At 70.8% G+C, this 23,693-nt stretch carries 23 protein-coding genes; 14 read left to right on the forward strand and 9 right to left on the reverse strand.

Annotation, left to right across the window (positions count from 1 at the left end; all coding sequences use genetic code 11):
• Positions 1–152: 152 nt before the first annotated feature.
• Both BUS84_RS28435 and BUS84_RS28440 read left to right on the forward strand, forming a co-directional pair.
• A complete protein-coding gene (locus BUS84_RS28435) occupies positions 153–932 on the forward strand; it encodes an alpha/beta hydrolase (protein WP_244298753.1) in 780 nt (259 codons plus the stop codon).
• On the forward strand, positions 922–1,383 hold the full coding sequence (locus BUS84_RS28440) for a hemerythrin domain-containing protein (protein WP_074317145.1): 462 nt from the start codon (positions 922–924) through the stop codon (positions 1,381–1,383). Before BUS84_RS28435 ends, BUS84_RS28440 begins: the two co-directional genes overlap by 11 nt.
• Here BUS84_RS28440 and BUS84_RS28445 read toward each other — a convergent pair.
• Complete coding sequence (locus BUS84_RS28445) at positions 1,376–1,873, reverse strand: TetR-like C-terminal domain-containing protein (protein ID WP_074317147.1); 498 nt, start codon at positions 1,871–1,873, stop codon at positions 1,376–1,378. The genes BUS84_RS28440 and BUS84_RS28445 overlap by 8 nt on opposite strands.
• A gap of 123 nt (positions 1,874–1,996) precedes the next feature.
• Positions 1,997–2,317: a GYD domain-containing protein gene (locus BUS84_RS28450; RefSeq protein ID WP_074317149.1), complete on the reverse strand. Its 321-nt coding sequence runs from the start codon at positions 2,315–2,317 to the stop codon at positions 1,997–1,999.
• Positions 2,318–2,525: 208 nt separating this feature from the next.
• Between BUS84_RS28450 and BUS84_RS40775 the strand changes: the two genes are divergently transcribed.
• The gene (locus BUS84_RS40775; RefSeq protein WP_280175153.1) at positions 2,526–2,654 is read left to right on the forward strand and encodes a hypothetical protein; all 129 of its coding nucleotides are present in this window, start codon (positions 2,526–2,528) and stop codon (positions 2,652–2,654) included.
• Between the two features lie 139 nt (positions 2,655–2,793).
• On the opposite strand, the gene BUS84_RS28455 is transcribed toward BUS84_RS40775, so the two are convergent.
• Positions 2,794–4,884 carry an MMPL family transporter gene (locus tag BUS84_RS28455; protein WP_208869930.1) on the reverse strand — a complete coding sequence of 697 codons (2,091 nt, stop codon included), beginning with the start codon at positions 4,882–4,884 and terminating at the stop codon, positions 2,794–2,796.
• Between the two features lie 151 nt (positions 4,885–5,035).
• Here BUS84_RS28455 and BUS84_RS28460 point away from each other — a divergent pair, with 151 nt between their 5' ends.
• Together BUS84_RS28460 and BUS84_RS28465 are read left to right on the forward strand one after the other, a co-directional pair.
• Positions 5,036–6,346: a sensor histidine kinase gene (locus BUS84_RS28460; protein ID WP_244298754.1), complete on the forward strand. Its 1,311-nt coding sequence runs from the start codon at positions 5,036–5,038 to the stop codon at positions 6,344–6,346.
• Positions 6,298–6,942 carry a LuxR C-terminal-related transcriptional regulator gene (locus tag BUS84_RS28465; protein WP_074317153.1) on the forward strand — a complete coding sequence of 215 codons (645 nt, stop codon included), beginning with the start codon at positions 6,298–6,300 and terminating at the stop codon, positions 6,940–6,942. Before BUS84_RS28460 ends, BUS84_RS28465 begins: the two co-directional genes overlap by 49 nt.
• A gap of 189 nt (positions 6,943–7,131) precedes the next feature.
• Here the strand turns inward: BUS84_RS28465 and BUS84_RS40780 are convergent, their stop codons facing one another.
• Positions 7,132–7,497 (reverse strand): transposase, encoded by a 366-nt coding sequence (locus tag BUS84_RS40780; protein ID WP_143728536.1) that lies wholly within the window; start codon positions 7,495–7,497, stop codon positions 7,132–7,134.
• A 49-nt stretch (positions 7,498–7,546) separates the two neighbouring features.
• Here BUS84_RS40780 and BUS84_RS28475 point away from each other — a divergent pair, with 49 nt between their 5' ends.
• From BUS84_RS28475 to BUS84_RS28490, 4 genes are all read left to right on the forward strand, one after another.
• Positions 7,547–8,665, forward strand: a complete 1,119-nt coding sequence (locus BUS84_RS28475) for an IS630 family transposase (RefSeq protein WP_074308194.1) — start codon at positions 7,547–7,549, stop codon at positions 8,663–8,665.
• Positions 8,666–8,775: 110 nt separating this feature from the next.
• Complete coding sequence (locus BUS84_RS28480) at positions 8,776–9,951, forward strand: RNA-guided endonuclease InsQ/TnpB family protein (protein ID WP_208869746.1); 1,176 nt, start codon at positions 8,776–8,778, stop codon at positions 9,949–9,951.
• Positions 9,952–10,244: 293 nt separating this feature from the next.
• Positions 10,245–12,371 (forward strand): MMPL family transporter, encoded by a 2,127-nt coding sequence (locus BUS84_RS28485; RefSeq protein ID WP_244298755.1) that lies wholly within the window; start codon positions 10,245–10,247, stop codon positions 12,369–12,371.
• Positions 12,372–12,746: 375 nt separating this feature from the next.
• On the forward strand, positions 12,747–14,087 hold the full coding sequence (locus tag BUS84_RS28490; protein WP_074317159.1) for a nicotinate phosphoribosyltransferase: 1,341 nt from the start codon (positions 12,747–12,749) through the stop codon (positions 14,085–14,087).
• Between the two features lie 90 nt (positions 14,088–14,177).
• On the opposite strand, the gene BUS84_RS28495 is transcribed toward BUS84_RS28490, so the two are convergent.
• Both BUS84_RS28495 and BUS84_RS28500 read right to left on the reverse strand, forming a co-directional pair.
• Positions 14,178–15,263 carry an endonuclease/exonuclease/phosphatase family protein gene (locus tag BUS84_RS28495; RefSeq protein ID WP_074317161.1) on the reverse strand — a complete coding sequence of 362 codons (1,086 nt, stop codon included), beginning with the start codon at positions 15,261–15,263 and terminating at the stop codon, positions 14,178–14,180.
• 316 nt (positions 15,264–15,579) lie between these two features.
• Positions 15,580–16,122, reverse strand: a complete 543-nt coding sequence (locus BUS84_RS28500) for a hypothetical protein (protein WP_143728537.1) — start codon at positions 16,120–16,122, stop codon at positions 15,580–15,582.
• Positions 16,123–16,333: 211 nt separating this feature from the next.
• On the opposite strand from BUS84_RS28500, the gene BUS84_RS39120 reads away from it, so the two are divergent.
• The gene (locus BUS84_RS39120; RefSeq protein ID WP_074317165.1) at positions 16,334–16,597 is read left to right on the forward strand and encodes a hypothetical protein; all 264 of its coding nucleotides are present in this window, start codon (positions 16,334–16,336) and stop codon (positions 16,595–16,597) included.
• Here the strand turns inward: BUS84_RS39120 and BUS84_RS28510 are convergent.
• The 3 genes from BUS84_RS28510 to BUS84_RS28515 form a co-directional block, all read right to left on the reverse strand.
• Entirely contained in the window at positions 16,579–16,932 is a 354-nt protein-coding gene (locus BUS84_RS28510; protein ID WP_074317166.1) for a nitroreductase/quinone reductase family protein, read from the reverse strand. The genes BUS84_RS39120 and BUS84_RS28510 overlap by 19 nt on opposite strands.
• A gap of 409 nt (positions 16,933–17,341) precedes the next feature.
• Positions 17,342–17,506, reverse strand: a complete 165-nt coding sequence (locus BUS84_RS39125; protein ID WP_208869747.1) for a hypothetical protein — start codon at positions 17,504–17,506, stop codon at positions 17,342–17,344.
• Between the two features lie 174 nt (positions 17,507–17,680).
• Positions 17,681–19,108, reverse strand: a complete 1,428-nt coding sequence (locus BUS84_RS28515) for a hypothetical protein (RefSeq protein WP_143728538.1) — start codon at positions 19,106–19,108, stop codon at positions 17,681–17,683.
• A 238-nt stretch (positions 19,109–19,346) separates the two neighbouring features.
• Here BUS84_RS28515 and BUS84_RS28520 point away from each other — a divergent pair, with 238 nt between their 5' ends.
• From BUS84_RS28520 to BUS84_RS28535, 4 genes are all read left to right on the forward strand, one after another.
• Positions 19,347–19,664: a hypothetical protein gene (locus BUS84_RS28520; RefSeq protein WP_074317168.1), complete on the forward strand. Its 318-nt coding sequence runs from the start codon at positions 19,347–19,349 to the stop codon at positions 19,662–19,664.
• A 202-nt stretch (positions 19,665–19,866) separates the two neighbouring features.
• Positions 19,867–20,172 (forward strand): hypothetical protein, encoded by a 306-nt coding sequence (locus BUS84_RS28525; protein ID WP_074317170.1) that lies wholly within the window; start codon positions 19,867–19,869, stop codon positions 20,170–20,172.
• Positions 20,173–21,299: 1,127 nt separating this feature from the next.
• Positions 21,300–22,172, forward strand: coding sequence for a DUF2637 domain-containing protein (locus BUS84_RS39130; protein ID WP_208869748.1), 873 nt, complete (start codon positions 21,300–21,302; stop codon positions 22,170–22,172).
• Between the two features lie 464 nt (positions 22,173–22,636).
• On the forward strand, positions 22,637–23,572 hold the full coding sequence (locus BUS84_RS28535; RefSeq protein ID WP_074317172.1) for a replication-relaxation family protein: 936 nt from the start codon (positions 22,637–22,639) through the stop codon (positions 23,570–23,572).
• Positions 23,573–23,693 lie beyond the last annotated feature (121 nt).

A 23,693-nucleotide genomic window follows, 5' to 3' on the forward strand; every position in this document is an offset into this window, starting at 1 on the left:
GGGCTGGAGCTGCCTGGGTTCTCGACCTTCGACAAGATGGCCTCGAAGATCCGCCGCGAGGTGAACGCCTCGATCTGCGCAGTTATAGTTCCAGGCAGCGTCGCGTGCCGGTGGCGGATGGCTCGTCAGGCATGGAGGCGTCGTGTCGAAAGGTGGCTAGGGCCATTCCCACCCCAATTTCACAGAAGATCACGCTTTACCCCGCCGAGGACCGGTTCTTCGGCCCCCGACCCGCCGTCCTCGTCCTGCCCGGCGGCGGCTTCCGGGAACTTCCACCGCACGAGGGCGAAGGCTACGCGCGCTGGCTGTCCGGCCGCGGCATCCACGCCTTCGTCCTGTCCTACCGGCTGCTGCCGGACCGGTTCCCGGCCCCGCTTGAAGACGCCCGGGCCGGGTTGGACCACATCCGCAACGGCGACCACGGCCTCGACGTCGGCCGGGTCGGCGTCATCGGATCAAGCGCGGGCGGCCAACTCGCTGGCCTGCTCATGACCGGCCAGGTTCTGTCCATCGAGGAGGGCGTCGCCGACCCGCCCCGACCGGACTTCGCGATCCTGGCCTACGCGCTGGCCGACCTCGACCTGCTGCCGCCGCCGGTGGTCGAGAACCTGCTCGGTGACCTGCTGCCCATCAAGGACGAGCTATCCCCGGCCAAGCATGTGGACGCGTCGGTGTGCCCGACTTTCGTATGGGCCACCGCTCAGGACCCGCCGGGCTTGCCCAACGCCCTGGAGTGGACCCGGGCGCTGGCGGCCGCCGCGGTACCGGTGGAGTTGCACGTCTACCCGGGCGGCAGCCACGGCATCGGCTTGGCCGACGGCGTGGAATACGGCGGCGAGCCGCATAAGTTCATTGCGCGCGAGCCGCACACTGCGTCCTGGACGACTGCGTGCGCGGCCTGGCTGCGGCGGGAGGGCGTTCTTGCCGACTGACCGCGTCACCGCCTTGGGCGGGGAACTGCAGCGGGCGCACGGCAAGCTGCGCAATGCGTTGGCACTGGCGCGGGCGGGACTGGACGGCGGCGACCCCGCCGACGCCGCCATCGACCTGCTGTTGTTCTGCCACGGGTTCTGCGCTGCCCTGTCCGGCCATCATCGCGCCGAGGACGGTTCGCTGTTCCCGGAACTGGTACGGGCGCGACCCGACCTGGCGCCGGTGGTCGCGAAGCTGACTCAGGACCACAACATGATTGAGCACCTCATCGGTGGATTGCAGAAGGCGGTGGCCGACTCGACCGACCCGGAGGTGGCACACCGTCACCTGGACGGGATCGAGGCGGTCATGGAGACGCACTTCAAGTACGAGGAGAAGCAACTGGGAGCGGTGCTGGACGGCATGGATGCCGACTTCGACCGCACCGAGATCTTCGGCCCGATTAGCTGAGCCGCGTCCCGTTCGCGCCGCCCGCCGACGGCGCGAACGGGCATCCACCTGGGTTCGAGAAGGCGCCGGCGGATGCCGCAAGGGCGGCGCTCCTGGCTGCGTGGTCGGGCAGACGAGGATCGGGTGGCGTGCGGAGAAGTATCAGTTGGTGGTACAGCGGCGCGGTGGCGGCGATGAGCAGTTGCCGCGCGTTGGTGTGCGCAGGGATGTCCCCGCGCCGGGCTGCTCGCTGCACGACGATCTCGCAGCGTGCGTACCGGTCTTCCCAGAAGCGCTGTAGGGCGCGGGCGGCTTCGTCGGAACGGAAGGAGGCGGCGATCAAGGCTGTGGTGATCGGCGGCTGGGCGGTCAGTGCCGTCTGGATCTGGTGGTTCAGTGCCGCCAGGTCTCCTGGCAGGGAGCCGGTGTCCTCGGGCTGCCAGTCGTCGTAGCTCGCGGCGTCGAGGACGTCGGCGAGCAGTCCGCCGACGTCCCGCCAGCGTCGGTACACCGTCCGGCGGGGTACGACGCGCCCGCGTTCGTAGCGCCTCGCCGCGGGCCCGCGCCCCGCCGTTCCGCCCGGGTGCCGACCCAGCCGCGCTTCAATCGGCGCGTGCGCTGGATCGGCGGACGCTCACCTCCCCGGAGGCTGGTACTCGGCCTTCCGCTGGGTCGCCTCGTCGACCTCACTCGGGGTCAGCACCGGCGTGATCTTCGTGTCCACGCCGCCCGCCGCCCGGATCGCGATCGCCAGTCCGGCCGCAGCGCTGTTGTTGGGCAGGTCGCACAACACGTAGGTGTCATGATCCCCGAACCCGAAGTACAGCGACTCCATCTGCCCGCCGGCCGCCTCGATCGACTTGCGGACGACCTCGGCGCGCTTCGTACCGCCGTCGTTGGCCAATCCCTTGACCCCGTCGATGGTGTAGGTCGACCTCAACAGAAACTTCGCCATGCGTGTGTCTCCTCCCAGAGGTGTCGGCACCTGCCCGGTCGCCACCACGGTCGCGCGTACCCGGTCGCCGGGCGGCTAGTCATGACCCCGGGGCTGGTCGCCGAAGCGGGGACGGATTCCTCCCCCGCCGATGTAACGCCGCGCCGGCGACCCGTCGCCAAATGACCGGAAGCATCGATGATCTTGGGTCTACCCGGATTGCCGCGGGGTGGCCACAACAGGCCACGCCGAACTTTTCTCCACCACGTACCGGTTCACCGCGCCGGACACCGGTGACGACGCCACCGACTCCGACGTCTTCGTCACCTTCGACGTGCCGGACCAGCAGTCGGCGTAGTCCGACGCGGTGCAGCTCGCGCAGGGCGCCGAGACCGCCCTCGACATCGGTCTGGTCAGCGTCGGCTGACGAGGTCGCCCACGGGGGCCCTGACCGGCGCGCTGCCGCCGGTCAGGGCCCCCGTCTCCCGCGGGATCTCCTACGAGGCCGCCGGTGCCCGCTCGATCGGCGGTGCCGCGACCGGCCGGAACGTTGGCCGTGCCAGGGCGCTCGGCCACCAGGTGCGGGGGCCGATGTGCAGCGCCAGCGCCGGGACGAGCAGGCTGCGGACGAGGAACGTGTCGAGCAGCACCCCGACGCCGATGATGACCGCCGACTGCACGGACGGCACCAGCGGCAGCACGCTGAGCGCGCCGAACGTAGCGGCCAGCACCACGCCCGCGCTGGTGATCACCCCGCCGGTCACGGTCAGCGCATGCAGCACGCCCTGCCGGTGCCCGAGCCGCGCCGTCTCCTCCCGAGCCCTGGTGGCGAGGAAGATGGTGTAGTCCACGCCGAGGGCGACGAGGAACAGGAACGTCTGCAGCGGGATCCCGACGAAGAGCTTCGGGTAGCCCATCGCGTCGAGGATCAGCCCGGCCGCGCCCATCGCGGCGGCGTAGGACAGGACCACGCTCGCGAGCAACAGCAGCGGCGCGACCAGCGACCGCAGCAGCAGCACCAGGATGATGAAGACGACCGCCAGCACGAGCGGCACCACGACCCGGTTGTCCCGGCCGACCGTCCGCTCCTCGTCGAGCAGGTACGCGGAGTCCCCGCCGACCAGCGCCTGCGCGCTCGGCACCGCGTGCACCGCGGCGCGGAGCCGGTTGACGGTGTCCAGCGCCGCGTCGCTGTCCGGGGTGTGGGCCAGGACTGCCGCGATGCGCACCCAGCGGCCATCCGGCGAGGGCTCCGGCTCGCCCACCTCGGCAACCCCCGGCACGGTACGGGCGGCGGCCACCACCTGGTCGGCCGGACCGGCGGCGGCCAGGATCTCGGCGGGTGCGACCGCTCCCCTTGGATAGTGCGCCTCGATCATTCGTTGGCCAGTGACCGAGCCGACCTCCTTGGTGAAGGACTCGTCATGCGGCATGCCGATGCTGAGGTTGCCAATGCCGAAGCTGAGAACCACCAGCGCCGCCGCCGTGCCCAGCCACACCGCGCGGGGCCGCCGGCCAACGAAACCGGCGATCCGGCGCCACACCCCGTGCTCGGCCGCCACGTCGAGCCCGATCGCGTCCGGTGCGTATCGCGGCACGAACGGCCAGAACAGCCACCGCCCGAAGATGACCAGCACGGCCGGCAGCAGCGTGGTCATGGCGAGGAACGCCGCCGCGATCCCGACCGCGCCGACCGGTCCGAGCCCCCGGGTGGACGGCAGTTGCGCGGCGAGCAGGCACAGCAGGCCGATCGCGACGGTCGCCGCCGAGGCGGCGATCGCGCCGATCGACCGTCGCAGCGCGACGGCCATCGCCGCGTGCCGGTCGGCGTGCCGGCGCAGTTCCTCCCGGTAGCGGGCGATGAGCAGCAGGGCGTAGTCCACGCCGACACCGAAGACCAGCACGGTCAGGATGCTCTGGCTCTGGAAGTCCACGGCCAGCCCGGCGTGCCGGGCCAGCAGGTACACCACGGCGCTGGCGAGCTGGTTGGCCACCGCGACCGTGATGAGCGGGATCAACCACAGGACCGGGCTGCGGTACGTCACGAGGAGCAGCAACGCGACGGCGGCCGCGGTCGCCAACAGCAGCGTGCTGTCCATGCCGGCGAACGCGTCGAAGACGTCGTCCTCGCCCCCGGCCGGACCGGTGAGCGCGGTCCGCAGGCTGGCCGGTGCGTCCCTACTCAGCTGCTCCTTGACGTCGGCCACGGCGTCGGCCCGCTGGTCGGCGTCCCCCGCGATCGGGAAGGAGAGCAGCAGCGCCTGCCCGTCCTCGCTGGCCACCGGCGGGGGCACCTGGCCGTCGGCGTACCGGGCGAACGCCGTGCGGTCGCCGTCGACCTTCGCGCGGTCGGCGTCGGTGAGCCCGCTCTCGCGGACGTAGACGGCGACGGCCAATGGCTTCTGCGAGTCCGGGAACGCCTCCTCGGCCCGCTGCACCGCCCTGCTGGCTTCGGCGGTGGCGGGCAGCGCGCCGAGGGAGTCGTTGTCCTGCACCTCGGTGAGCTTGATCGCCAGCGGCCCGGCCGCCGCGACGAGGACGAGCCAGAAGACGAGCATCATGTACTTGCTGCGTCGGCCGGACGGCATTGCGGCCAGTCGGTGCCGCGCGGTTTCCTTTTGCCTGGTCATGCCTTCGATCCTTCGGCCGTCGCAGGTGGAAGGCAGGGGTGGCAGGTCCCGAAGGCAGGTGGTGGTAGCACCACCGATTCCGGTGGCGCATCGGGCGGAGAATGACGCCGTGGACCGCTCCGTACGCTCGACCGTCTGGCAGCAGATCCGGCCCGGCGCGCTCGCCGCCGTGCAGGGCCTGGCTGTGGCCCTGCTCAGCCTGACCACCAACGTGCTGCTGTTCGCGCTGTCGGTGGTCTCCCTCGCGCTCATCCCCGCCCTCGGCATCGGGTTCGCCCTCTTCCCCGCGGTGACCGTGCTCGTACGGCTGTCGCTGACGCTGCAACGGCGCCTGAGCCGGTCCGCCGGCGTGCTGATCGCCTCGCCGTACGCGCCGGTGCCCGCCGGCGCCCGGCTCGGCACCTGGCAGCGGTTCCGGTGGGTGGTCTCGGACCCGGCGACCTGGCGGGACCTCGCCTGGCTGATCCCCGGCGCGGTCACCGGCGGCGCCTGCGTGCTCGCGTTCGCGCTGGCCGCGTACGGGCTGGAGGGGGCCCTGTTCGTGCCGCTGGTGCTCTACCTGAGCATCGACTGGTACGGCTACGGCGTGTTCTGGCCGATGGACAACCTCGCGAAGGCGTGGCTGGCCGCGCCGCAGGGTTGGCTGCTCCTCGCCGGTGGGCTGGCCGTCGCACCGTGGCTGCTGTGGCTGCACTTCCGCTTCGCCGGCTTCTTCCTCGCCCCCACCCGGGCGCAGGAGCTGGCACTGCGGGTCCGGCACCTCGCCGCCACCCGCGCCGACACCATCGACACGCAGGCCGCCGAGCTGCGCCGCATCGAACGCGACCTGCACGACGGTGCGCAGGCCCGGCTGGTCGCACTGCGGATGAGCATCGGCCTGGCCGAGCAGCTCATGGCCAACGACCCGGCACGGGCGGCGCGACTGCTCAGCGAGGCGCAGGAGACCAGCGGCCACGCCCTCGCCGAACTCCGCCACCTCGTCCGCGGCATCTACCCGCCCGTACTCGCCGAACGCGGCCTCAACGGGGCGGTGCAGGCACTCGCCCTCACCGTCGCGCCGCCCGTGGACGTGGACGTCGACCTGGACCTGCCCGGCAGCCCGCCCGCGGCGGTCGAGTCCGCGGCGTACTTCGCAGTGGCCGAGCTGCTCACCAACGTGGCCAAGCACAGCGGCGCCCGGCGCGCCTGGGTCTCTCTGGTGCACCGGGACGGTGTGCTGCGCACGGAGGTCGGCGACGACGGGCGCGGCGGCGCCACGCCGGACGCAGGGACCGGCCTGGCGGGCGTACGACGCCGTCTGGCGGCCTTCGATGGCACGATGACCGTGACCAGTCCGCCCGGCGGACCCACCGTCGTGACCATGGAGCTGCCGTGCGAGTTGTCATCGCGGAGGACCTTGCCCTCCTCCGGGACGGGCTGACGCACATCCTCCACGCGAACGGACACCAGGTCGTCGAGGCCGTCGCCGACGGGCCGTCCGTGCTGCCGGCGCTCACCCGGCACCGCCCCGACATCGCCGTCGTCGACGTACGCCTCCCACCCACCTTCACCGACGAAGGCCTGCAAGCCGCCCTCGCGGCCCGGATGCAGATGCCCGGGCTACCGATCCTCGTGCTGTCCCAACACGTCGAGCAGCTGTACGCCCGCGAACTCCTCGCCGACCGCAGCGGGGGAGTCGGCTACCTGCTCAAGGACCGGGTGTCCAACGTCGGCCAGTTCATCGACGCGCTACGCCGAGTGGCTGGCGGCGGGATGGTGATGGACCCGGAGGTGGTCACCCAACTGCTGGCCCGTAACTCCGGCATGCAGCCACTGCGGGACCTCACCGCCCGGGAGCGGGAGGTGCTGGGTCTGATGGCCGAGGGACGGTCGAACGCGGCGATCGCGGGCCGGCTGTTCGTCACGGAGAAGGCGGTGAGCAAGCACATCAACAACATCTTCAGCAAGCTCGGGATGCCACCGTCGGACGACGACAACCGACGAGTGCTCGCGGTGCTCGCATACCTCAACGGCTGACGCAGCTACACCGCTTTCCCGGCCGGACCGGTCGACGCCCGGGCCCGGGCATTGCTCGCCCACCTCGCCGCGCGCCAGGTCTGCTGACATAGAACGCGGAGGGCGGGTCGCTCTCGACCGGCCCTCACCGACGTCGCATGGGGATTGGCGACGCTGTCTGTCCCCGCCAGTAGCCCATGCGATGGCCCCCTACCGCAGATGAAACCGTTCATCGACGGCGAGGACCGCCAGCTGCGGCACGGAAAGCGGCAGCGCAGTCAGCCCCGGCCGGTCGTCGCCGAGCTTCGCGCGCTGTGCAACGTAGACCATGACACCGTCCGGGTGCCAGTACGCCGACCACCGGTCGAACCGATCGTCGCGGCCGGGCCGCACCACCACCCCGACCTGTGCCAGGCCGACGGCCACCACTGCACACACGTCCCGCATGATCTGTTCGCAGCGGGTGAGGATCGGGTCGGTGAGCGCCCCACGCCGATACGTGGTGGTGAAGACCAGATGCACATGCAGGTTGTAGCTAGTGCCCTGACCACAAACGTTGGCCGGGTTGGGTGACACACCGGGCCGGGTCCGCTGCGTGGACCCGGGGCCGGTCAAGGCTGTGTAGGTGGCAGAACCCGTTCGAGTACGCCGATTGAGCGATCCAGAAGGCCAGAAGCTGCAACGCCTCGTGCGTCGCGGGACCGGTTCAGCGGTCCGGCTGCGCCGGGCGATGGTCGTGCTGGCCTCCGCCGGCGGCAACAGCGTGCCGGTCATCGCCCGGCTGGTCCAAGCCGACGAGGACTCCGTCCGTGGTGTCATTCACCGGTTCAACGAGATGGGAATGCCCAGCCTGGACCCTCAGTGGGCGGGTGGCCGTCCCCGCCAGATCAGTCCTGACGACGAGCAGTTCATCGTCTCGACGGCCAACACCCGCCCGACCAAACTCCGGCGCCCATTCACCCGCTGGAGTATCCGCAAACTCGCCGAGTACCTGGCCACCAACCCCGACCGGAGCGTCCTGGTGGGCCGCGAACGACTGCGGCAACTCCTGCGCAAACACGAGATCACCTTCCAGCGCACGAAGACGTGGAAGGAGTCGAACGACCCGCAACGTGAGGCGAAACTGGCCCGCATCGAGCACGTCATGCACCACTTCCCGCACCGGGTGTTCGCGTTCGACGAGTTCGGGCCGCTGGCGATCCGACCGCAGGCCGGGTCCGGATGGCAGCGCAAAAACCATCCGGACCGGCTGCCTGCGAACTACCACAAACTGCACGGCGTCCGGCAGTTCCACGGCTGCTACTCCGTCGGTGACGACACCATGTTCGGCGTCATCCACCAGCAGAAATCCGCGGCCAACACCCTCGCCGCCCTGAAATCGATCCGCGCGAAACGGCCGGACGGCGCCCCGATCTACGTCATCCTCGACAATCTGTCCGCGCACAAAGGCGCCGCCATCCGGCAGTGGGCGACCCGGAACAAGGTCGAGCTCTGCTTCACCCCGACCTACGCATCCTGGGCCAACCCGATCGAGGCCCACTTCGGCCCGCTGCGCACCTTCGTCATCGCCGGATCCGACCACCAAAACCACGTCGCCCTCGGTCGCCACCTGCATCAATACCTACGCTGGCGCAACGCCAACGCCCGCCACCCCGACGTCCTGACCGCTCAACGCCGCGAACGCGCACGCGTCCGCAGCGAACGACAACACCGCTGGGGCCACCCCGCAGCCAAGGCCGCCTAACCAACCCGGCGAACGTTTGTGGTCAGGGCACTAGGCTAACGCTGCGGCCACGTCGAACGTCCGGGTCTGGCGCCCATTTGGTGACATGGGCCAATTGCTACGGTGATCGCGTGGAGCTGGTGGTGCAGGTGAAACTCCTGCCGACGCCTGGGCAGGCGGCAGTGTTGGGGGCGACCCTGCGCGCGTGTAACCAGGCGGCCTGCGACGTGGCGGTCGTGGCCCGCGAGTCGGCCGTGTACCGCAACTACGACCTGCGCAAGCACGTCTACGCCGGGATCAAGGCCGACTACGGGTTGGGTGCCCAGGCGGCGCAGCACGTCATCAAGAAGGTCGCCGACGCCTACACAGTCCTGACGGCGAACCTCAAGGCCGGACGGTACGGCAAGCCCGGCTCGAATCGGCGCAGGCGGATCGAGGCCAACCCGATCGGGTTCCGCTGGGACGCCGCACAGCCCTACGACGCCCGGATGCTGTCCTGGCAGCACGACGCTCGGACGGTGTCCATCTGGACCACCGCCGGCCGACTCAAAGCCATGGCATACACCGGCTCGCCGACCCAGCTCAAGGCCGTCGCCACCAGCGTGATCGGCGAGTGCGACCTGGTGCACCGCGACGGGATGTGGTTCCTGTACGCCTCGATCGAGGTGGCCGAGACGCCGCCGTACGAACCGGATGGCTTCCTCGGCGTGGACATGGGCATCTCCAACATCGCCTACGACTCCGATGGCACCCGCTACGCCGGCACCCGGCTCAATGGCTACCGCCGCCGCCAGATGCGGCTGCGGGCTCGGCTGCAACATAAGGGCACCACGTCGGCCAAGCGGCTTCTGGTCCGGCGTAACAAGAAGGAAGCGCGGCACGCCGCGAACGTCAATCACCGCATCGCCAAGACTATTGTGACCGAGGCTGCACGCACCGGTCGCGGTATCGCCGTTGAAGAACTGACGGGGATCCGTGAGCGGGTCCGGCTGAGAAAGCCCCAACGGGTCACGCTCCACTCGTGGTCGTTTCACCAGCTCGGCGGGTTCCTTACCTACAAGGCCCGCCGAGCTGGTGTACCGCTGGTCCAGGTCGACCCGCGGTACACCTCCCAGACCTGCCACGGCTGCAAGCACCGCGACAGGCGGAACCGGCCGAACCAGGAAACCTTCACCTGTCGATCGTGCGGGGTCGTTGCCCACGCCGATCACAATGCGGCTCTCAACATCGCCGAGCGCGGTGTCGGGAGCTGGGGCGCAGTCAACCGCCCGCACGTGGCATCACCTCGCAGCCAGCGAGGGGATTGACCCACAAACCCGCTCATTCAGGGGCGGGTAGTTGACCAAGCTGGGTATGCCACCGTCCGATGACAACAATCGACGGGTGCTCCCAGTGCTCGAGTACCTGAACAGGTGAAACTCGGGCAGCCCCCGGAACCCAAGCATCCGAAAAGGAGCGCCAGCCGTGGGTAGTCTGCACAACGGGTAGCGAATACTGCCGGCAGAGTGATGGGCGGGTGCCCTGGGCGCTCCAGGCCCCAGACGTCGGTGGTGCCGAACACGCGGGGGAAACCATGTTCGAGCGGCTAGGCAGATTCGTGGTGGGCAGAGCGTGGTGGGTGATTGCCGGGTGGGTGCTCGCAGCAGCCGCCATCATCCTCACCACACCATCGCTGAGCGACATCACCTCCGCCGATCAGGAAAGCTTCCTGCCCCGCTCGTACGAGTCCGTGCAGGCCACCGAGCTCGGGCAGAAGGCGTTTCCGCAGCAGGCCACCGCGACGGCGATCATCGTGGTCAAGCGCGCCGACGGGCAGAAGCTCACGCCGGCGGACGAGGCGAGGGTGGGCCAGCTCGCCCAGTCGCTCAAGGCCAAGAACATCCCGCACACGTCCGGCTACCTGACCGGTCCGCCAGCTGTGGCGCCGGACAAGTCGGTGCAGGTGGTCAACGTCGGGCTCGACGCCCCTGCCCCAGACGACCCGGCGCTGCTCGAGGCCGTACGCGATCTGCGAGCGGACATCGGCCCGGAGCTGGCGAACAGTGGGTTGACCGCGGGCGTGGCCGGCGACGTGGCGAGCTTCGTCGACAACGAGGACACCTTCAACAATGCCTTCGCCGTGGTCGGCGTTGCGACGATCATCCTGATCATCGGACTAATCCTGATCATCTTCCGCAGCCCCATCGCCGCGCTGCTGCCCGTGGTGGTCGTCGGCGTCGTTCTGAGCATCACGACGGGTCTCGTCGCCGCCGCGGGCAAGGCATTCGATCTCAGTGTCAGTCAGGATCTGCAGACGATCCTGCTGATCGTGTTGTTCGGCATTGGCACCGACTACATCCTGTTCCTGCTCTTCCGCTACCGGGAGCGGCTGCGCGCCGGTGACGACAAGCGCACCGCGATGATCGTCTCCGTCCAGCGGGTCGGCGAGGTCATCACGTCGGCCGCCGGAGCGGTCATCGTCGCGTTCCTCGTGCTGCTCCTCGCCTCCCTGGGCTTCTTCGGCTCGCTCGGCCCGGCGCTCGCGATCGCGGTCGGTGTCATGCTGGTCACCTCGCTCACTCTCGTTCCGGCGGTCGTCTCGCTGCTCGGCCGATACGTCTTCTGGCCGTCGAAGGCGTGGCAGCGTGCGCCCAAGGCCACCATCTCGCACCGGCTCGGCACGGTCGTCGGGCGCAGGCCGGCACTCGTCGCGGCGGCATCCGGCGTCCTGCTGGTCGCGCTCGCCGCAGGCGTGCTGGGCTACAAGGCCGACTACGACTTCAGCGCCGGCTTCCCGCAGGACACCGAGTCGGCGAAGGCCGCGCAGGACCTGCAGCGCGGGTTCGCCGCCGGCGCGCTCGCCCCTACCGAGGTCTACCTGACCACCAGTAACGGGTCGCAGTTGACCGAGCAGCAGGTCAACGACTTCGCGGCGGCCGTAGCGAAAGCCCCGGGTGTGGGCCAGGCACAGCCCCCGGAGCGCAGCACCGACCCGAGTGTGGCCCGGGTCAACCTGCTGCTCGACGAGAACCCGGTCTCCAACGAGGCGATCACCCTCGTCCGCGAGGACCTGCGCGGTGCCGTGCACGCGGCGGCACCGCCCGGCACCCGGGCGCTGGTCGGCGGGACCACCGCGATCTTCGCGGACATCAACTCGGCGAACAACCGAGACCTGTCGGTGATCCTGCCGGTCGCGGCCGGCCTGATCGCGCTCATCCTCGCGCTGCTGCTGCGCAGCCTGGTCGCGCCGATCTACCTCGTGATCGCGGTGCTGCTCAACTTCGCCGCCACGCTGGGCGCCACGGTCTACCTCTTCCAAGGGCTGCAGGGCGAGCCCGGTGTCACCTTCCAACTGCCGATCATCCTCTACCTCTTCGTGGTGGCGATCGGGACCGACTACAACATCCTGATGATCGCCCGACTACGCGAGGAAGCGCGGGAAGGCAACGAGCCACACGAGGCTGCCGCCATCGGCGTGGAACACGCCGGCCCGACCGTCGCGGCGGCCGGACTGATCCTGGCCGGGACGTTCGCGGTGCTGCTGCTCGCGCCGATCTCGTTCCTGCAGCAGATGGGCTTCGCGGTGGCGATCGGCATCGTGCTGTCGGCGTTCGTCATGTCGATGTTCTTCGTTCCGGCGCTGACCGCGCTGATCGGGCACAAGGCGTGGTGGCCGGGGCACGGCGACGAGCGGCCGGTCGGCGGGCCGCGCACCCCGCCGGAGCCGGCGACCGTGGCGAAGGCGTAGCGCGAGTTGTCAACGCGGAGGGTCTCGACGTGGTGGGCCCAGTGGCGGACGGCGGCATGGTGATGCAGGCACCAAGCTGACCGTAGCGGCGCGGCGACCTCGACCTCGACCGCCTGTCCGGTCCGACCCGTCTGCGCTCGACAGTCTGATCGGCCCGGAGTGAGCGGACCGCGGCGAGGCGGCCGGCCGGCGTGTTCACCGCCGTCAGGTGTGCCGGCGACCGGAAGGGGTATGCGCGCACACCTGTTGTTCGCGGTGTGCTGGCTCGGAAGCCGGGGCCGGACGGCCTCGCCGGCGTCCGCCCCGGACCCGACGGGTTGGCATCACCACGATGCCACCGGCCCGTCGATGGTGCCCAGTGCCGATGGAGGAACCGTGACCGGGCTGCGTACCGACCTGTACGAGCTGCGGATGGCGGCCAGCTACCTGCGCCGGGACATGGTGCAGCGCGCGACGTTCAGCCTGTTCGTGCGGCGCCTACCGCCGCAGCGTGGCTTCCTGGTGGCCGCCGGGCTGGCCGAGGCGCTGGCGTTCCTGGAAGGCTTCGCGTTCGACGAGGGCGAACTCGGCTACCTGCGCGACACCGTCGGGCTCGACGAAGCGACGCTGGTGGCGCTTGCGGGGCTGCGGTTCACCGGTGATGTCTGGGCCGTGCCGGAGGGCCGCGTGGTGTTCGCCGACGAACCGCTGCTGGAGGTCACCGCGCCGATCGCCGAGGCGCAGCTGGTGGAGACCGGCGTGCTGAACCTGATCACCTTCCACACCACGGTCGCCAGCAAGGCCGCCCGATGCCGCCTGGCGGCCGGCGACGCGCAGCTGATCGACTTTGCGTTTCGCCGCACGCACGGTATCGAGGCCGGCGCGGCCGTGGCCCGGGCGTCCGCGATTGCCGGCTTCGCCGCGACCAGCGACGTCGAGGCCGCTCGACGCTACGGACTGCCGCCGTCCGGGACCATGGCCCACTCGTACGTCGAGGCGTTCCCGGACGAGCGCGCCGCGTTCCGCGCGTTCGCGACCGACTTCCCGACGAACCCGGTGTTCCTCGTCGACACCTACGACACGCCCGCCGGAGTGCGAGCCGCCGTCGAGGTCATCGCGGAGCTGGGACTGACCGGCCCGGTGGGCGTGCGGCTCGACTCCGGAGATCTCGCCGCGCTCGCCGTGCAGACCCGCGCGATCCTCGACGACGCCGGGCTGACTCAGGCCCAGATCGTGGCCAGCGGCAGCCTCGACGAGGATGTCATTGCGGCGCTCGTCGCCGCGGGCGCACCGATCGACGGGTACGGCGTCGGCACCCGCATGGGCGTCTCGTTCGACGCGCCGTCGCTGGACAGCGCCTACAAGCTGGTGGCCGTCGGCGACCGGCCGGTGCTCAAGCTGTCGCCCGGCAAGGCCACCCTGCCCGGTCCCAAGCAGGTCTTCCGCGATCCCACCGGTGCCGACGGCGACGTGGTGGGGCTGCGCGACGAACCGCCACCGGGCGACCGCGAGCCGCTGCTCGTGCCGGTCATGCGCGGCGGCCGTCGCCTGGCCGTCGCCGACCCGGCCGGTGAGGTACGCGCCGCGCGCGGCCGCTTCGACGCGGACCTCGCCTGGCTACCGGAGCCGGCGCGTCGGCTGGCGGACCCGGCGCCGCTCACCGCCGCCGTCAGCCCGGCCCTGGCCGCGCTGCACGAGCGGGTGGCCGCGCAGGTGGCGCGGGGCGGGACCTACTGACAGCCGGGCCGGTCGGACGCGTCGGGGCGGCTCTGCGCCGCTGGCAACTCCGGGCTGGCGCGTGGGCGCCAGCCCGGAGCAGCGTTCGCGCTACGGCAACGCCAGCACGGCCAGGTAGCCGAGGTGGTCCGAGGCCCACCGGCCGTCGGGGGTCTGCCGCTCGGTGCCGAAGATGAGGCTCGAGACGGGAACGACCGCCCCCCGGAACAGGACCATGTCGATGCGGTGTTCGACGGCGTCGGCGGGTTGGTTCAGGTCGTCGCCCAGACCCGCGGTGTAGCCGGGTTCGTCAGGGTGCAGGATCTGCCACGTGTCCCGCATCCCGCCGGCCACCAGGGCGGCGTAGGCGAGCCGGTTCTCGGCGACGGGCAGGTCGGGGCCCGTGTTGAGGTCCCCGGCGAGGATGACGTCACCCGGTGCCGTGGCGAGGGGGCCGGCCAGCAGCTCGCGCGCCTGCAGCACCCGGACACCAGGGTGGAAGGCCTCCAGGTGGGTGTTCACGAACCGGAACGGGCGTTGCCCGTGCACCACGTCCACCGCGGTCCAACCGCGGGTGCTGGTCACGGTCCCGTTCGTCGCCGCGAGCGTGAAGGTGAGGTTGTTGGCGAAGGTGCCGGACGAGGAGTCGGTCACCTTCACCCGGCCGCCGTGACGCACCAGGATCACGTCGCGCATCGTGAGCCGTACGTCGAGGAAGTGCGGCGCGCCCGCCGGCGCCTCCAGATCGGCCTCGGCCTGTACGACCGCGACGTCGTACGCGTGACCGGAGCGGCTCAGCTCGCCCATCAGCAGCGCCAGGTAGTCGTACCGGATTTCGGTGGCAGGTGCGGGGTCAGCGAACGTGCCGGTGCGCCACAGGGCGACCTCCTGCAGTCCGACCAGGTCCGGCTTGTTCTTGGTGATCTCCCGGGCGAGCAGCTTCGCCCGGGCGGGAAAGTCGACCAGGTCGACGTGGCCCAACAGCGCGGAGTTCGCGGCCAGGAACGCGCCCGTGGTCGGCGCGCCGATGGACGGCGTCAGATCGCCGCCCAGATAGAGGTTCCGGGTCATCACGGTGACCTTGGACTGTCCTTCGGCTTGGACGGGCGCGCCGAAAACGCCGAGGCTGACCAGGGCGATGGCGGCTGCGAGGGCGACTCTCGCCGTTCGCCAGGAGGTGGTGGGTGTCGGGAGCATCCTTGTCGATCCTCTCTCCCGGCGACTACGCCGGCGTTGGACGTGAGATCGATCCGGTGGTGCGGATGGGGACGCGTGAGGCGGCGTCGCGACCTGTCGGCGGGGCGCGGCCCGGGGCGGTGCGTGCACCGTATCGCCGCGAGGCGGTCGGAGACAGCCGCGGACATCGGCGGTTCGGCCCCACCCGCCAACCGGTACGGGTACTCGACGCTGACGTCGGCATCCGCGTCGGGCCGGCGGACGCCGATCAGGGCGGCGGCTGTCGGAGCCCGGTCCGGTCGGCTGCCCGCCTGCGTCGGCGGCGACGCTCGGCTCGTCAATCGGGCAGACAGGTCCCGTCGGGCAGGAGGCCGACGATCTCCTCGCCGCTCACACCGCTCGGCACCTGCTCGAAATGGCCGATGACACAGACGTCATCGAGGCGAGCCGCATAGAGCAGCCCGCCCACATGACCTGGATCGCCCTGACGAGCCAGCCGTGCCGTGCTCGCAGAGGCCTCCGTCCGGCTCAGCCACAGCCGAGCCGCGTCGACATCGTGCTGCGTCGGTTCGTGTGACGCCGGCTGACGGGCACATTCCGGCTGGGCGCCGGTCATGCACCAGCCGGCGTGCGACGCGGCGAGGCGAATGGCCCTGGCCCTGTCCCTGACCGCCGTCCGCTGCCCCTCGGTCACCGGTGCGCGGCGCGGGTCCAGGGCCGCGGGCGGACCGCACTCCTTCGGAGGGCCCGGGTCCGAGCCGAACACGGGGCAGCCGTAGCCGATCGACCGCTTCCCACCCGCGGCCGGATCGGGTTCGCCGACGAACCACCTGACACCCGCGGTGGCGGCCACGACGGCGACGACCGCGCCACACAGCACCAGGACCAGCCGGGTACGGCCCAGCCACCGCCGACCCGAACCGTCCTGGCCTGCGGGGAGCTCACCATCATCGCGCACAACGTGCATCGTAGAAGTCGATCGATCACCGTGGAGGAACGGGACGTGACGAACAGCGCCGCCACCCGGTGCGTCGTTGGGCTCTGGAGCGATGGCTCGCAGAGATGCCGATCATGGGCGAGGGGACCGAGTGATGGATGATCGGGCCGACTGGAACGACCTGCGCGAGCGCCGGATGGCAGAGCCGGGCGCCGCCGAGGCGTACGAGGCGGCCCGGATCGCGTTCGAGCTGGGCCAGACGGCGCGGGAACTGCGGGAGCGCGCCGGTCGCATGGTTCTGCGCCGGCGCAACGCGGTGGTCGCCAACCGACGGATACCGCCGGCGGCACCGGTGCTAGTCAGCGCCACCCAGGCCCCGGGTACCACCGCTCCACAGGGTTACCCGAGCGCGACCTGAACGGCGACGTCGCGCTTCGGGTAATGCGCCTGCACCTGATCCGCGCCGTACTTGTCGCAGAACATCTCCACGACGTGGTTGACCCGGTCGGCGTCGGTGATCGGGGTGGCGCTCGTACTCAACGCCGTGCCGTTCGAGGCCACCTGGATCATCGGTGTCCGCTGCACGTTCTTGTACCAGTCGCTGTCCGAGCCGGTGATCGGGACCAGGAACAGGCTCTCTTCCTCCTGCACGAACCACACCGGGTGCGAAATCTGCCGCCCGGTCTTCCGGCCGGTCACGGTGAGGTCGATCTCGCTGACGCCCTCCAGGGCGTCCCTGATGGCTTCGGTCACGGTGTCCTCCGTCGATCCTGCCGGAAGTGCTCCCGCTTCCCAGGCTATGAGCCTTGGCGGGCGCTCGCGGCGGATCCGGGACACCAGCAGTCGCACCTGTCACGGGCACCTCACGGGGGCGCGGGACACCGATCCGGCCGTCAGGGGCGAGCCCCGCGACCGCGTGCCGCAGCCCGGCCGGGGTCACCTCGTCCGCTGCGAGCTGTGGATCGTCACGCCTGGGATGCCCGGACGCGCAAGGCTTCGATGAACCGGTCGAGCGCCGGCGCCAGGCTCCCCGAGGCAGGCCAGCCGTTGATCACCGAGAGCAGCTGCAGTACCGCTCCCTGCGTGGGTCGTTCGCGGTCTGCAACTGGATCAACAGCCGGCGTCGAAGGTCGACGTCGTCGGGGCGACCCCAAACCTGCGCTCACTGAGCCGTGGCTGCCGCGACGACCGGATCATCCTGGGGCGAGGCCGGGTCGACGCTGGCTGCCAGGGCAGGGCCGACCTGGTCACGGACCACCGCGGCCTTGTCGCGGCGCACGCCCCGGCGGTCGCTCTCGGCGCGCTCCGCCGCATACTGCTCGACCATGCGCCGCATGCTGGCGCGGAAATCCGGGTCCTGGGACAGTTCGCCAAGTCCACCCACGCCTCGACCTGCTCAACCTCGGGATTGTCCGGCAGCTCGGGCGTCGGCGTATGCCCGAACGAGCGCGGTGCCGGGCGCGGCAGGCGGCCGCAGCCCGTCTTAGTTCAGTGCTGCCGTCTAGCGCTGCGGCAGGTACATCTCCCAGCCGGAGGTGGTGAGGTTCGGCACCGGAATCCGGTGCCAGTTCTTGGCCCAGTCGGGCGGGGCGGAGTTCCTGGCCAGCAGGGCGAAGCGTCCGGTCGCCGCGGCCTGCCGCAGCTGCGCGGTGCTCGCGTTGCGGTTGTATCCCCGGTCTTCCAGCGCCCGGCACCCCGCGTAGTAGGCGATCGGGATGGCCTCGTGGCCGGAGATCACGCACGGCGGTCGCACCTCGTGCGATCGCAGGGTCTGGACGAGGCGGATCCAGTCGCCTCGGCTGCGGACCTGCTCCGCGACGACGTGGTGCAGGATGCCGGCCTGGATGGCGAGGTGGCCGGCGAAGCCCAACGCCACCACGGCGGCGACGACCCGCCGCCGCTGACCGACGGCCGTGGAGAACAATGCGGCGAGCCCCGGGATGGTGCAGACCAGAGCAACGGCGTAGGTCGGCAGCAGGAACCGGGGTGCGGAGTATCCGATCAGGAACAGGTAGGGGAAGGCCATGGCGGCGGCGACCACGAGTGGCAGCCATGCCGTCTGTGCCCGGCCCGCCCGGTGGGCCGCCCGGACAGCCAGTGGCACCAGCACCGCCAGCGCCAGCCACCACAGCACCGCCGGCCACCGCACGGGGCTGCCGCACGGGCGGCACAGGATCGGCCCGTCCAGGGTGCTGATCACGTGTCCGAGAGAGAACTGCAGCTTCGTACCGCCCTGCACGTGACCGGCCTGACGGATGCGCTCCAGGAGCCCGCCGTAGCGCAGTTCGGCCTCGACCGCCCACGGTGCGCCGCCGAGCACGAGGCCTGCGACCACTGCCGCGGTCAGCCGCCACCGCCGGAACGCGGGCACCGCGACGGTGGCGGCGAGCAGCGGGAGCCCGAGCCAGAAGGCGTCGGCCGGACGCATCAGGGCGGCCACGGCGAGGGCGGCGACGAGCCCGAGGTACGCCCCGGGCCGGGCTGGCTCGGCCACGGCCAGCAGGAAACACCCGACCGCTGCCACCGCCGCCATCGCCGTGTAGTGGTTGGGCATTGCGGCGTTCGCGTAGAACAGGGCGGTCCAGAGGCTCGCGTACAGCCCAGCGGCGATCGCGGCGGTGCCGGGCCGCCGGGACACCCGCGACCACACCCAGAACGCCAGCCCGAGCGACGCCGCCGCGGTGACGGTGAGGAACAGCCGGAGGACGACGGTGGAATCGAGCCAGGACGCTACGGGCCACACCAGCAGGGTCACGCCCCGGGCGCGCGGCGCGCTCATGAACGCCGGCGGCGCATGGTTGCCGTGCTGGCTCACATAGACGACCTCGTCCCAGCCGAGGTCGAGACTGGCCGGCACCGCGACCAGCGATGCGGCGGCGAAGATCACGCACACCGCGACCAGGGGTCGCGCGCCGGACCGGGATGTCACGGATGAGGACAGCACCAACACCTCGCTCGACGAGTCACGCCAGGCCGCGCCCAGCGAGGAGGGTGGGGATTGTCCGAGCAGTCCTCACCTTAGTGGGAAACGTGACCTACTGGGTCTTCTCCACATGTCTGGGTCTTCTCCGCGAATCGACCATCGGTCAGACCTTGATCGGTCCGTAACCCGGTGATCTGTTCGGGGAAGCCGATGCCGAGCGGCACACGGCGCTCTCGGGCGTCACGTGGTCAAGGGCCGCAAACAGCCAGTCCGTCCCCGACCGGAGACGGGCGGCGCACTGCGGGCCCGGCTCGCCGCCGGCCCGGTGACACTGTCGTGGACCGGCATCGCGAACAGCCCGTACGTCTACAACCTGGCGCTGACCAGCGACCACAAGGTGCCGAACGTGCTGTCCTTTGGACGCCGCCGACTCGGCGGCGGCCGCGGCCGACAAGCGGCGGGCGGCGCGGCCACCACCATATCGACCGTGTCCAGTACCGCGTCGCCTGGCCGGAGCGTGGGCCAGGACCGCCGCGATACGGGCCCAGCGGCCGTCCGGTGAGCGCTCCGGCTCGCCCACCTCGCCGGACCCGGACACGGTACGGGCGGCGGCCACCACCTGGTCGGCCGGGCCGGCGGTGGCCAAGATCTCAGCAGGTGCGACCGCTTTCCTCGGGTAGTGCGTCTCGATCATCCGCTGGCCGGTCACCGAGCCGACGTCCTTCGAGGAGGACGGCTACGAGCTGTCCGACGCCGAGGCGGATATGCGCGCGGCGCTCATCGCCGAGGAGGAGGAGCGGAAGCGCGCCGAGGAGGAAGCCGAGCGCCTGCGGTACGAGGCCGAGGAGGACGACGAGGACGGCGGCGAGCCGCCGATCGTCGACGTGCGCCTGCCCGAGGAGGACGTCGAGCCCGACCCGGACCCGTGCGCCGAGGCCGACCTGACCCGGACGAGGCCAACGAGCTGGCGCACGACGAAGAGCCGCGCCGCATCGCCGCCGAGGCCGACGCTGAGCAGCCCGAGGCCCAGGGAGACGAGTAAGCCCGACGCTGACGCGTCGGCTCGCTGAGGAGGCGCGCACCTGGTTTGGCCAGGTGCGCGCCTCCGGCGAGTCCGACCAGCCGGTGCCGGAAGGCACCGCGGCCGCCGTGTGGCGGCGGATCACGACCGAAGCGGACCCGTCATGCCGATGTTGAGGTTGCCGACGCCGAAGCTCAGGGTGACCAGCGCCGCCGCCGTTCCCAGCCACACCGCGCGGGGCCGCTGGCCGACGAAACCGGCGATATCTTTAGCAAGCTGGGCATGCCCCGCCCGATGACGACAACCGGGGTGCTCGCGTACCTCACCGGCTGAGGCGCGGTAGCGGGAACGCGGATTGGTTAACAGTGTCTTGCCAGGTGGCCAGATCTGGACGTTTTTCGCCGACGTGGGGGGACGCAGGCGGACTGCCAGCGACAGGAACGGACTTGGCTAACACTCCACGGGACAGACGTCAAGGCTCCGTGGCGGATCCGCGCAAAGTGGGGGGTTGACTCGACGGTGTTCCCGGGGCGTACTGGATACACGTTCCCGCGCTGCCGGCTGGCGCGGTTGGCCAGAAAGAGGCGGGCAGGCACTCCTAGAGTCGGGTTGCCTGCTCTTGTTCGCGCCGACGGTGCTGGGACCGTCGAGAGAAGGAGGCCCCACATGAAGGATCGTTCGTCGGCGAGTTGAGCCGCCGCACCACCATGGCGCTTGTCGAGCGCTGCCGGTGTCCTGACCCCTTGTGGCTCGGCTTGGCCGTCCGCCCCCGTGTCCGCCTGTTGACCGCAGCCTGCTGTGCCGGTTGTGGCGACGCCTGCTGCCCTGGCCCCTGCCCCTGCGCATGACAGGAGGGGTTCCGCCCGGACGGGCGTCACCCGCCAGGGTCGCGCCTGCCCAAGCCCTGATCCGAGCGGACTGGACTGCGCCCTCCATCGCCCGCACCTTGAACATCATTCAACTGGAGCACGAACATGACATCAACAAATATCAATCACACGACGCCGACTGCCAGGTCGGTCCGCCCCTGTACGACCACGGTAGCCAAGATTGCGCACGTGCTACCTCACCATCGGAGGTGGGCCGTTGGCGACAACTGAACAGCGATCCCACGACGTCCCCGCCGATCAGCGGTCGGGGAGGGAGCGGCTGGAAAACCGCATCCAAGTGCTGATCATGTTGTTGATCGGCGGCGCGGCTGGCGCGGCCTCCTTCCGGCACGTGCATGACGTCGCGGCGGCACACGGCCAGCCGGGCTGGCTCGCCTGGGCCGACGCGGTCGTGCTGGAGTTGACGTCGATCGCTGCCGGTCTGGAACTGCGCCGCCACCGGCGCCTGGGCACCAGCGTCGCTTTCCCGGCGATTGTCCTGACAGTGGCGGTGTTCCTGTCCCTCGCCGCCCAGGTGGTGGAGGCGGAAGCGTCGGCGATCGGTTGGATCGCCGCCGCGCTGCCGGCGCTCGGCTTCCTGACGATGGTGAAGATCGCCCTCGGCCGCGCCGACCCCGCCCCATCCGAGCGCACCGGCCGCCCCACGCGGGTTGCCCCAGGACCGCCGCTGATCGAGGCCCGGGTCCCGGACACCCGCGAGCCGGTCCCCGCACCGCCACTGCCGGTCCCCACGAACACTGGCCCGGTCCGGGACTGCACCGCCCCGGTGGTCCCGGACCCGGTGGTCCCGGACCCGGTGGTCCCGGACCCGGTGGTCCCGGACCCGGTGGTCCCGGACCCGGTGGTCCCGGACCCGGTGGTCCCGGACCCGGTGGTCCCGGACCCGGTGGTCCCGGACCCGGTGGTGCCGGACCGACGGGTCGAGGGCACGCCGGTCCGGGACCGAGGCCCGGGGATCACCGCGCTGGTCCCGGCCGCCCGGAGCGCCGCCCGTACCCTGGACGCCCGCGGAACGCCCCTGTCCCGCAAGGCCCTCGCCGGGCAGTTGCGCGCGGACGGGCATCAACTGTCCAACGCCACCGCCTCCACACTCGTGCGTGTCCTGCGCGGGGAGAGCACCTCACCCGCGCCGGACCTGTCACACCGGGAGGCCGCGTGACAGAACCACAATCTGCGACCTTTGTCAGCCATAGCCGTCGCCGTGAGAGCAGCACACGGGTCTGTCAGGAAGCCCGTCTCCTGACAAACCTGACCCGACCTGGCAGAGCGAACACCGGCCCGCCCGTCAGGGCAGGGCGAGCAGTGCACACCGTGCTCTCCATCTCCCTGTTCGGATCCTCGAAGGAGCAACACGCATGCTGACGCAGCTCAGCGACCCTCACCCGCGCCACCAGAGTCGTCACCGACCTGCGGCGCTATCGCTGTCACAGCACTGTCCAGGCGGAAGCGGTGTGGCCGGCCGTGTCGACGTCGGTGTCGGTCTCCGGTGCACCGTCCGCCTTGATCCTGACCCCCAAACCGACCCGCCGATCCCGCCTACAGCCCAGGTCAGGCCCCCGTTCAGGAGTGCGGGCCGGCTCCAGACACACCCTCATGTGTGGGGTGTCCCCCCAGGGGCCACCCATGCGTAAACCGCTACCGGATCCGGACCCGCTGCTGCGCCTACAGGCCAGCATCACCGCCCGCGACGACCGCCTCCTCGGCTGGCTCTACGACCACGGCGTGCTCACCACCGACCAGATCGGCGCCGCCCTGTTCCCGTCCCTGGACTTCGCCCAACGCCGGCTACGCCGCCTCACCGTCCTGCGGGCGACAGACCGGTTCCGACCCAACCGGGCCTACGGCGGCTCCTACCCGTACCACTACGTCCTGGACCAGCTCGGCTACGACCACGTCCACGCCCAACGCGGACTCGGACGACCACGCCGGGACCAGGCCCGCCGCCGAAAGCAGTCCCTGACCGCCCGGCCGGACCTGCCGCACCTGCTCGGCGGCAACCAGGTCTTCATCGACCTCGCCGCCCACGCCCGCACCCACCCCGACACAGCCCTGGACCGGTGGCAGCCCGCGTCCGCCTTCCACAAGCCCGGCGTGTTCTACCGCCCAGGCAGCAACCCGCAGATGATGGTCCACGGACCGACCGGACTGCCCCGCCCCGACGGCGCCGGGGTGTGGACCGAGCACGCACGGTCCGTGCCGTTCTTCCTCGAGTACGACACCGGCCGCGAACGCCTCGACATCCTCACCGAGAAAATCGCCAAGTACGAACGGCAGGTCTGCCTCAGCAACTGGGCGTGGCCAGTCCTGTTCCACCTACCCTCCGCCCGGCGGGAGGCGAACCTGCACCACCGCCTTGCCGAGGTCGGTCCGCAGGCGATCATCGCCACCACCACCGCCGAGCTGCGTGCCGCACTCGATGCCAGCCCCGCTGACCAGGTCTGGCAACGGGCCGACAGCAGCGGCCGGCACCGCCTCATCGACCTGCCCTACACCGACACCGACCACGACGACGAGTTCCCCACCCACGCCGTGTCCGATCAAGAAGGTAGGACCGCCTGATCAGCGGGCGGATCAGGCGGCGCGTGCGGTGGCCTGGTGGCCCCACACGCCGCCGAACCCGCCCACACCCGCGCAACCCCCGGACGACGGCCCCCGCCCGCCGTGCGGCCCGCACCGAGGC

The sequence above is a fragment of the Micromonospora cremea genome (assembly GCF_900143515.1).
In the GTDB taxonomy this organism is placed as follows: domain Bacteria; phylum Actinomycetota; class Actinomycetes; order Mycobacteriales; family Micromonosporaceae; genus Micromonospora; species Micromonospora cremea.

Coding starts and splice junctions, on each gene's coding strand:
- BUS84_RS39130 (WP_208869748.1), top strand. CDS start 21,300: ATGTTGTTGATCGGCGGCGCGGCTGGCGCGGCCTCCTTCCGGCACGTG.
- BUS84_RS39120 (WP_074317165.1), top strand. CDS start 16,334: ATGGATGATCGGGCCGACTGGAACGACCTGCGCGAGCGCCGGATGGCA.
- BUS84_RS28525 (WP_074317170.1), top strand. CDS start 19,867: ATGCGCGCGGCGCTCATCGCCGAGGAGGAGGAGCGGAAGCGCGCCGAG.
- BUS84_RS28495 (WP_074317161.1), bottom strand. CDS start 15,263: ATGCTCCCGACACCCACCACCTCCTGGCGAACGGCGAGAGTCGCCCTC.
- BUS84_RS39125 (WP_208869747.1), bottom strand. CDS start 17,506: ATGGTCGAGCAGTATGCGGCGGAGCGCGCCGAGAGCGACCGCCGGGGC.
- BUS84_RS28450 (WP_074317149.1), bottom strand. CDS start 2,317: ATGGCGAAGTTTCTGTTGAGGTCGACCTACACCATCGACGGGGTCAAG.
- BUS84_RS28455 (WP_208869930.1), bottom strand. CDS start 4,884: ATGCCGTCCGGCCGACGCAGCAAGTACATGATGCTCGTCTTCTGGCTC.
- BUS84_RS28535 (WP_074317172.1), top strand. CDS start 22,637: ATGCGTAAACCGCTACCGGATCCGGACCCGCTGCTGCGCCTACAGGCC.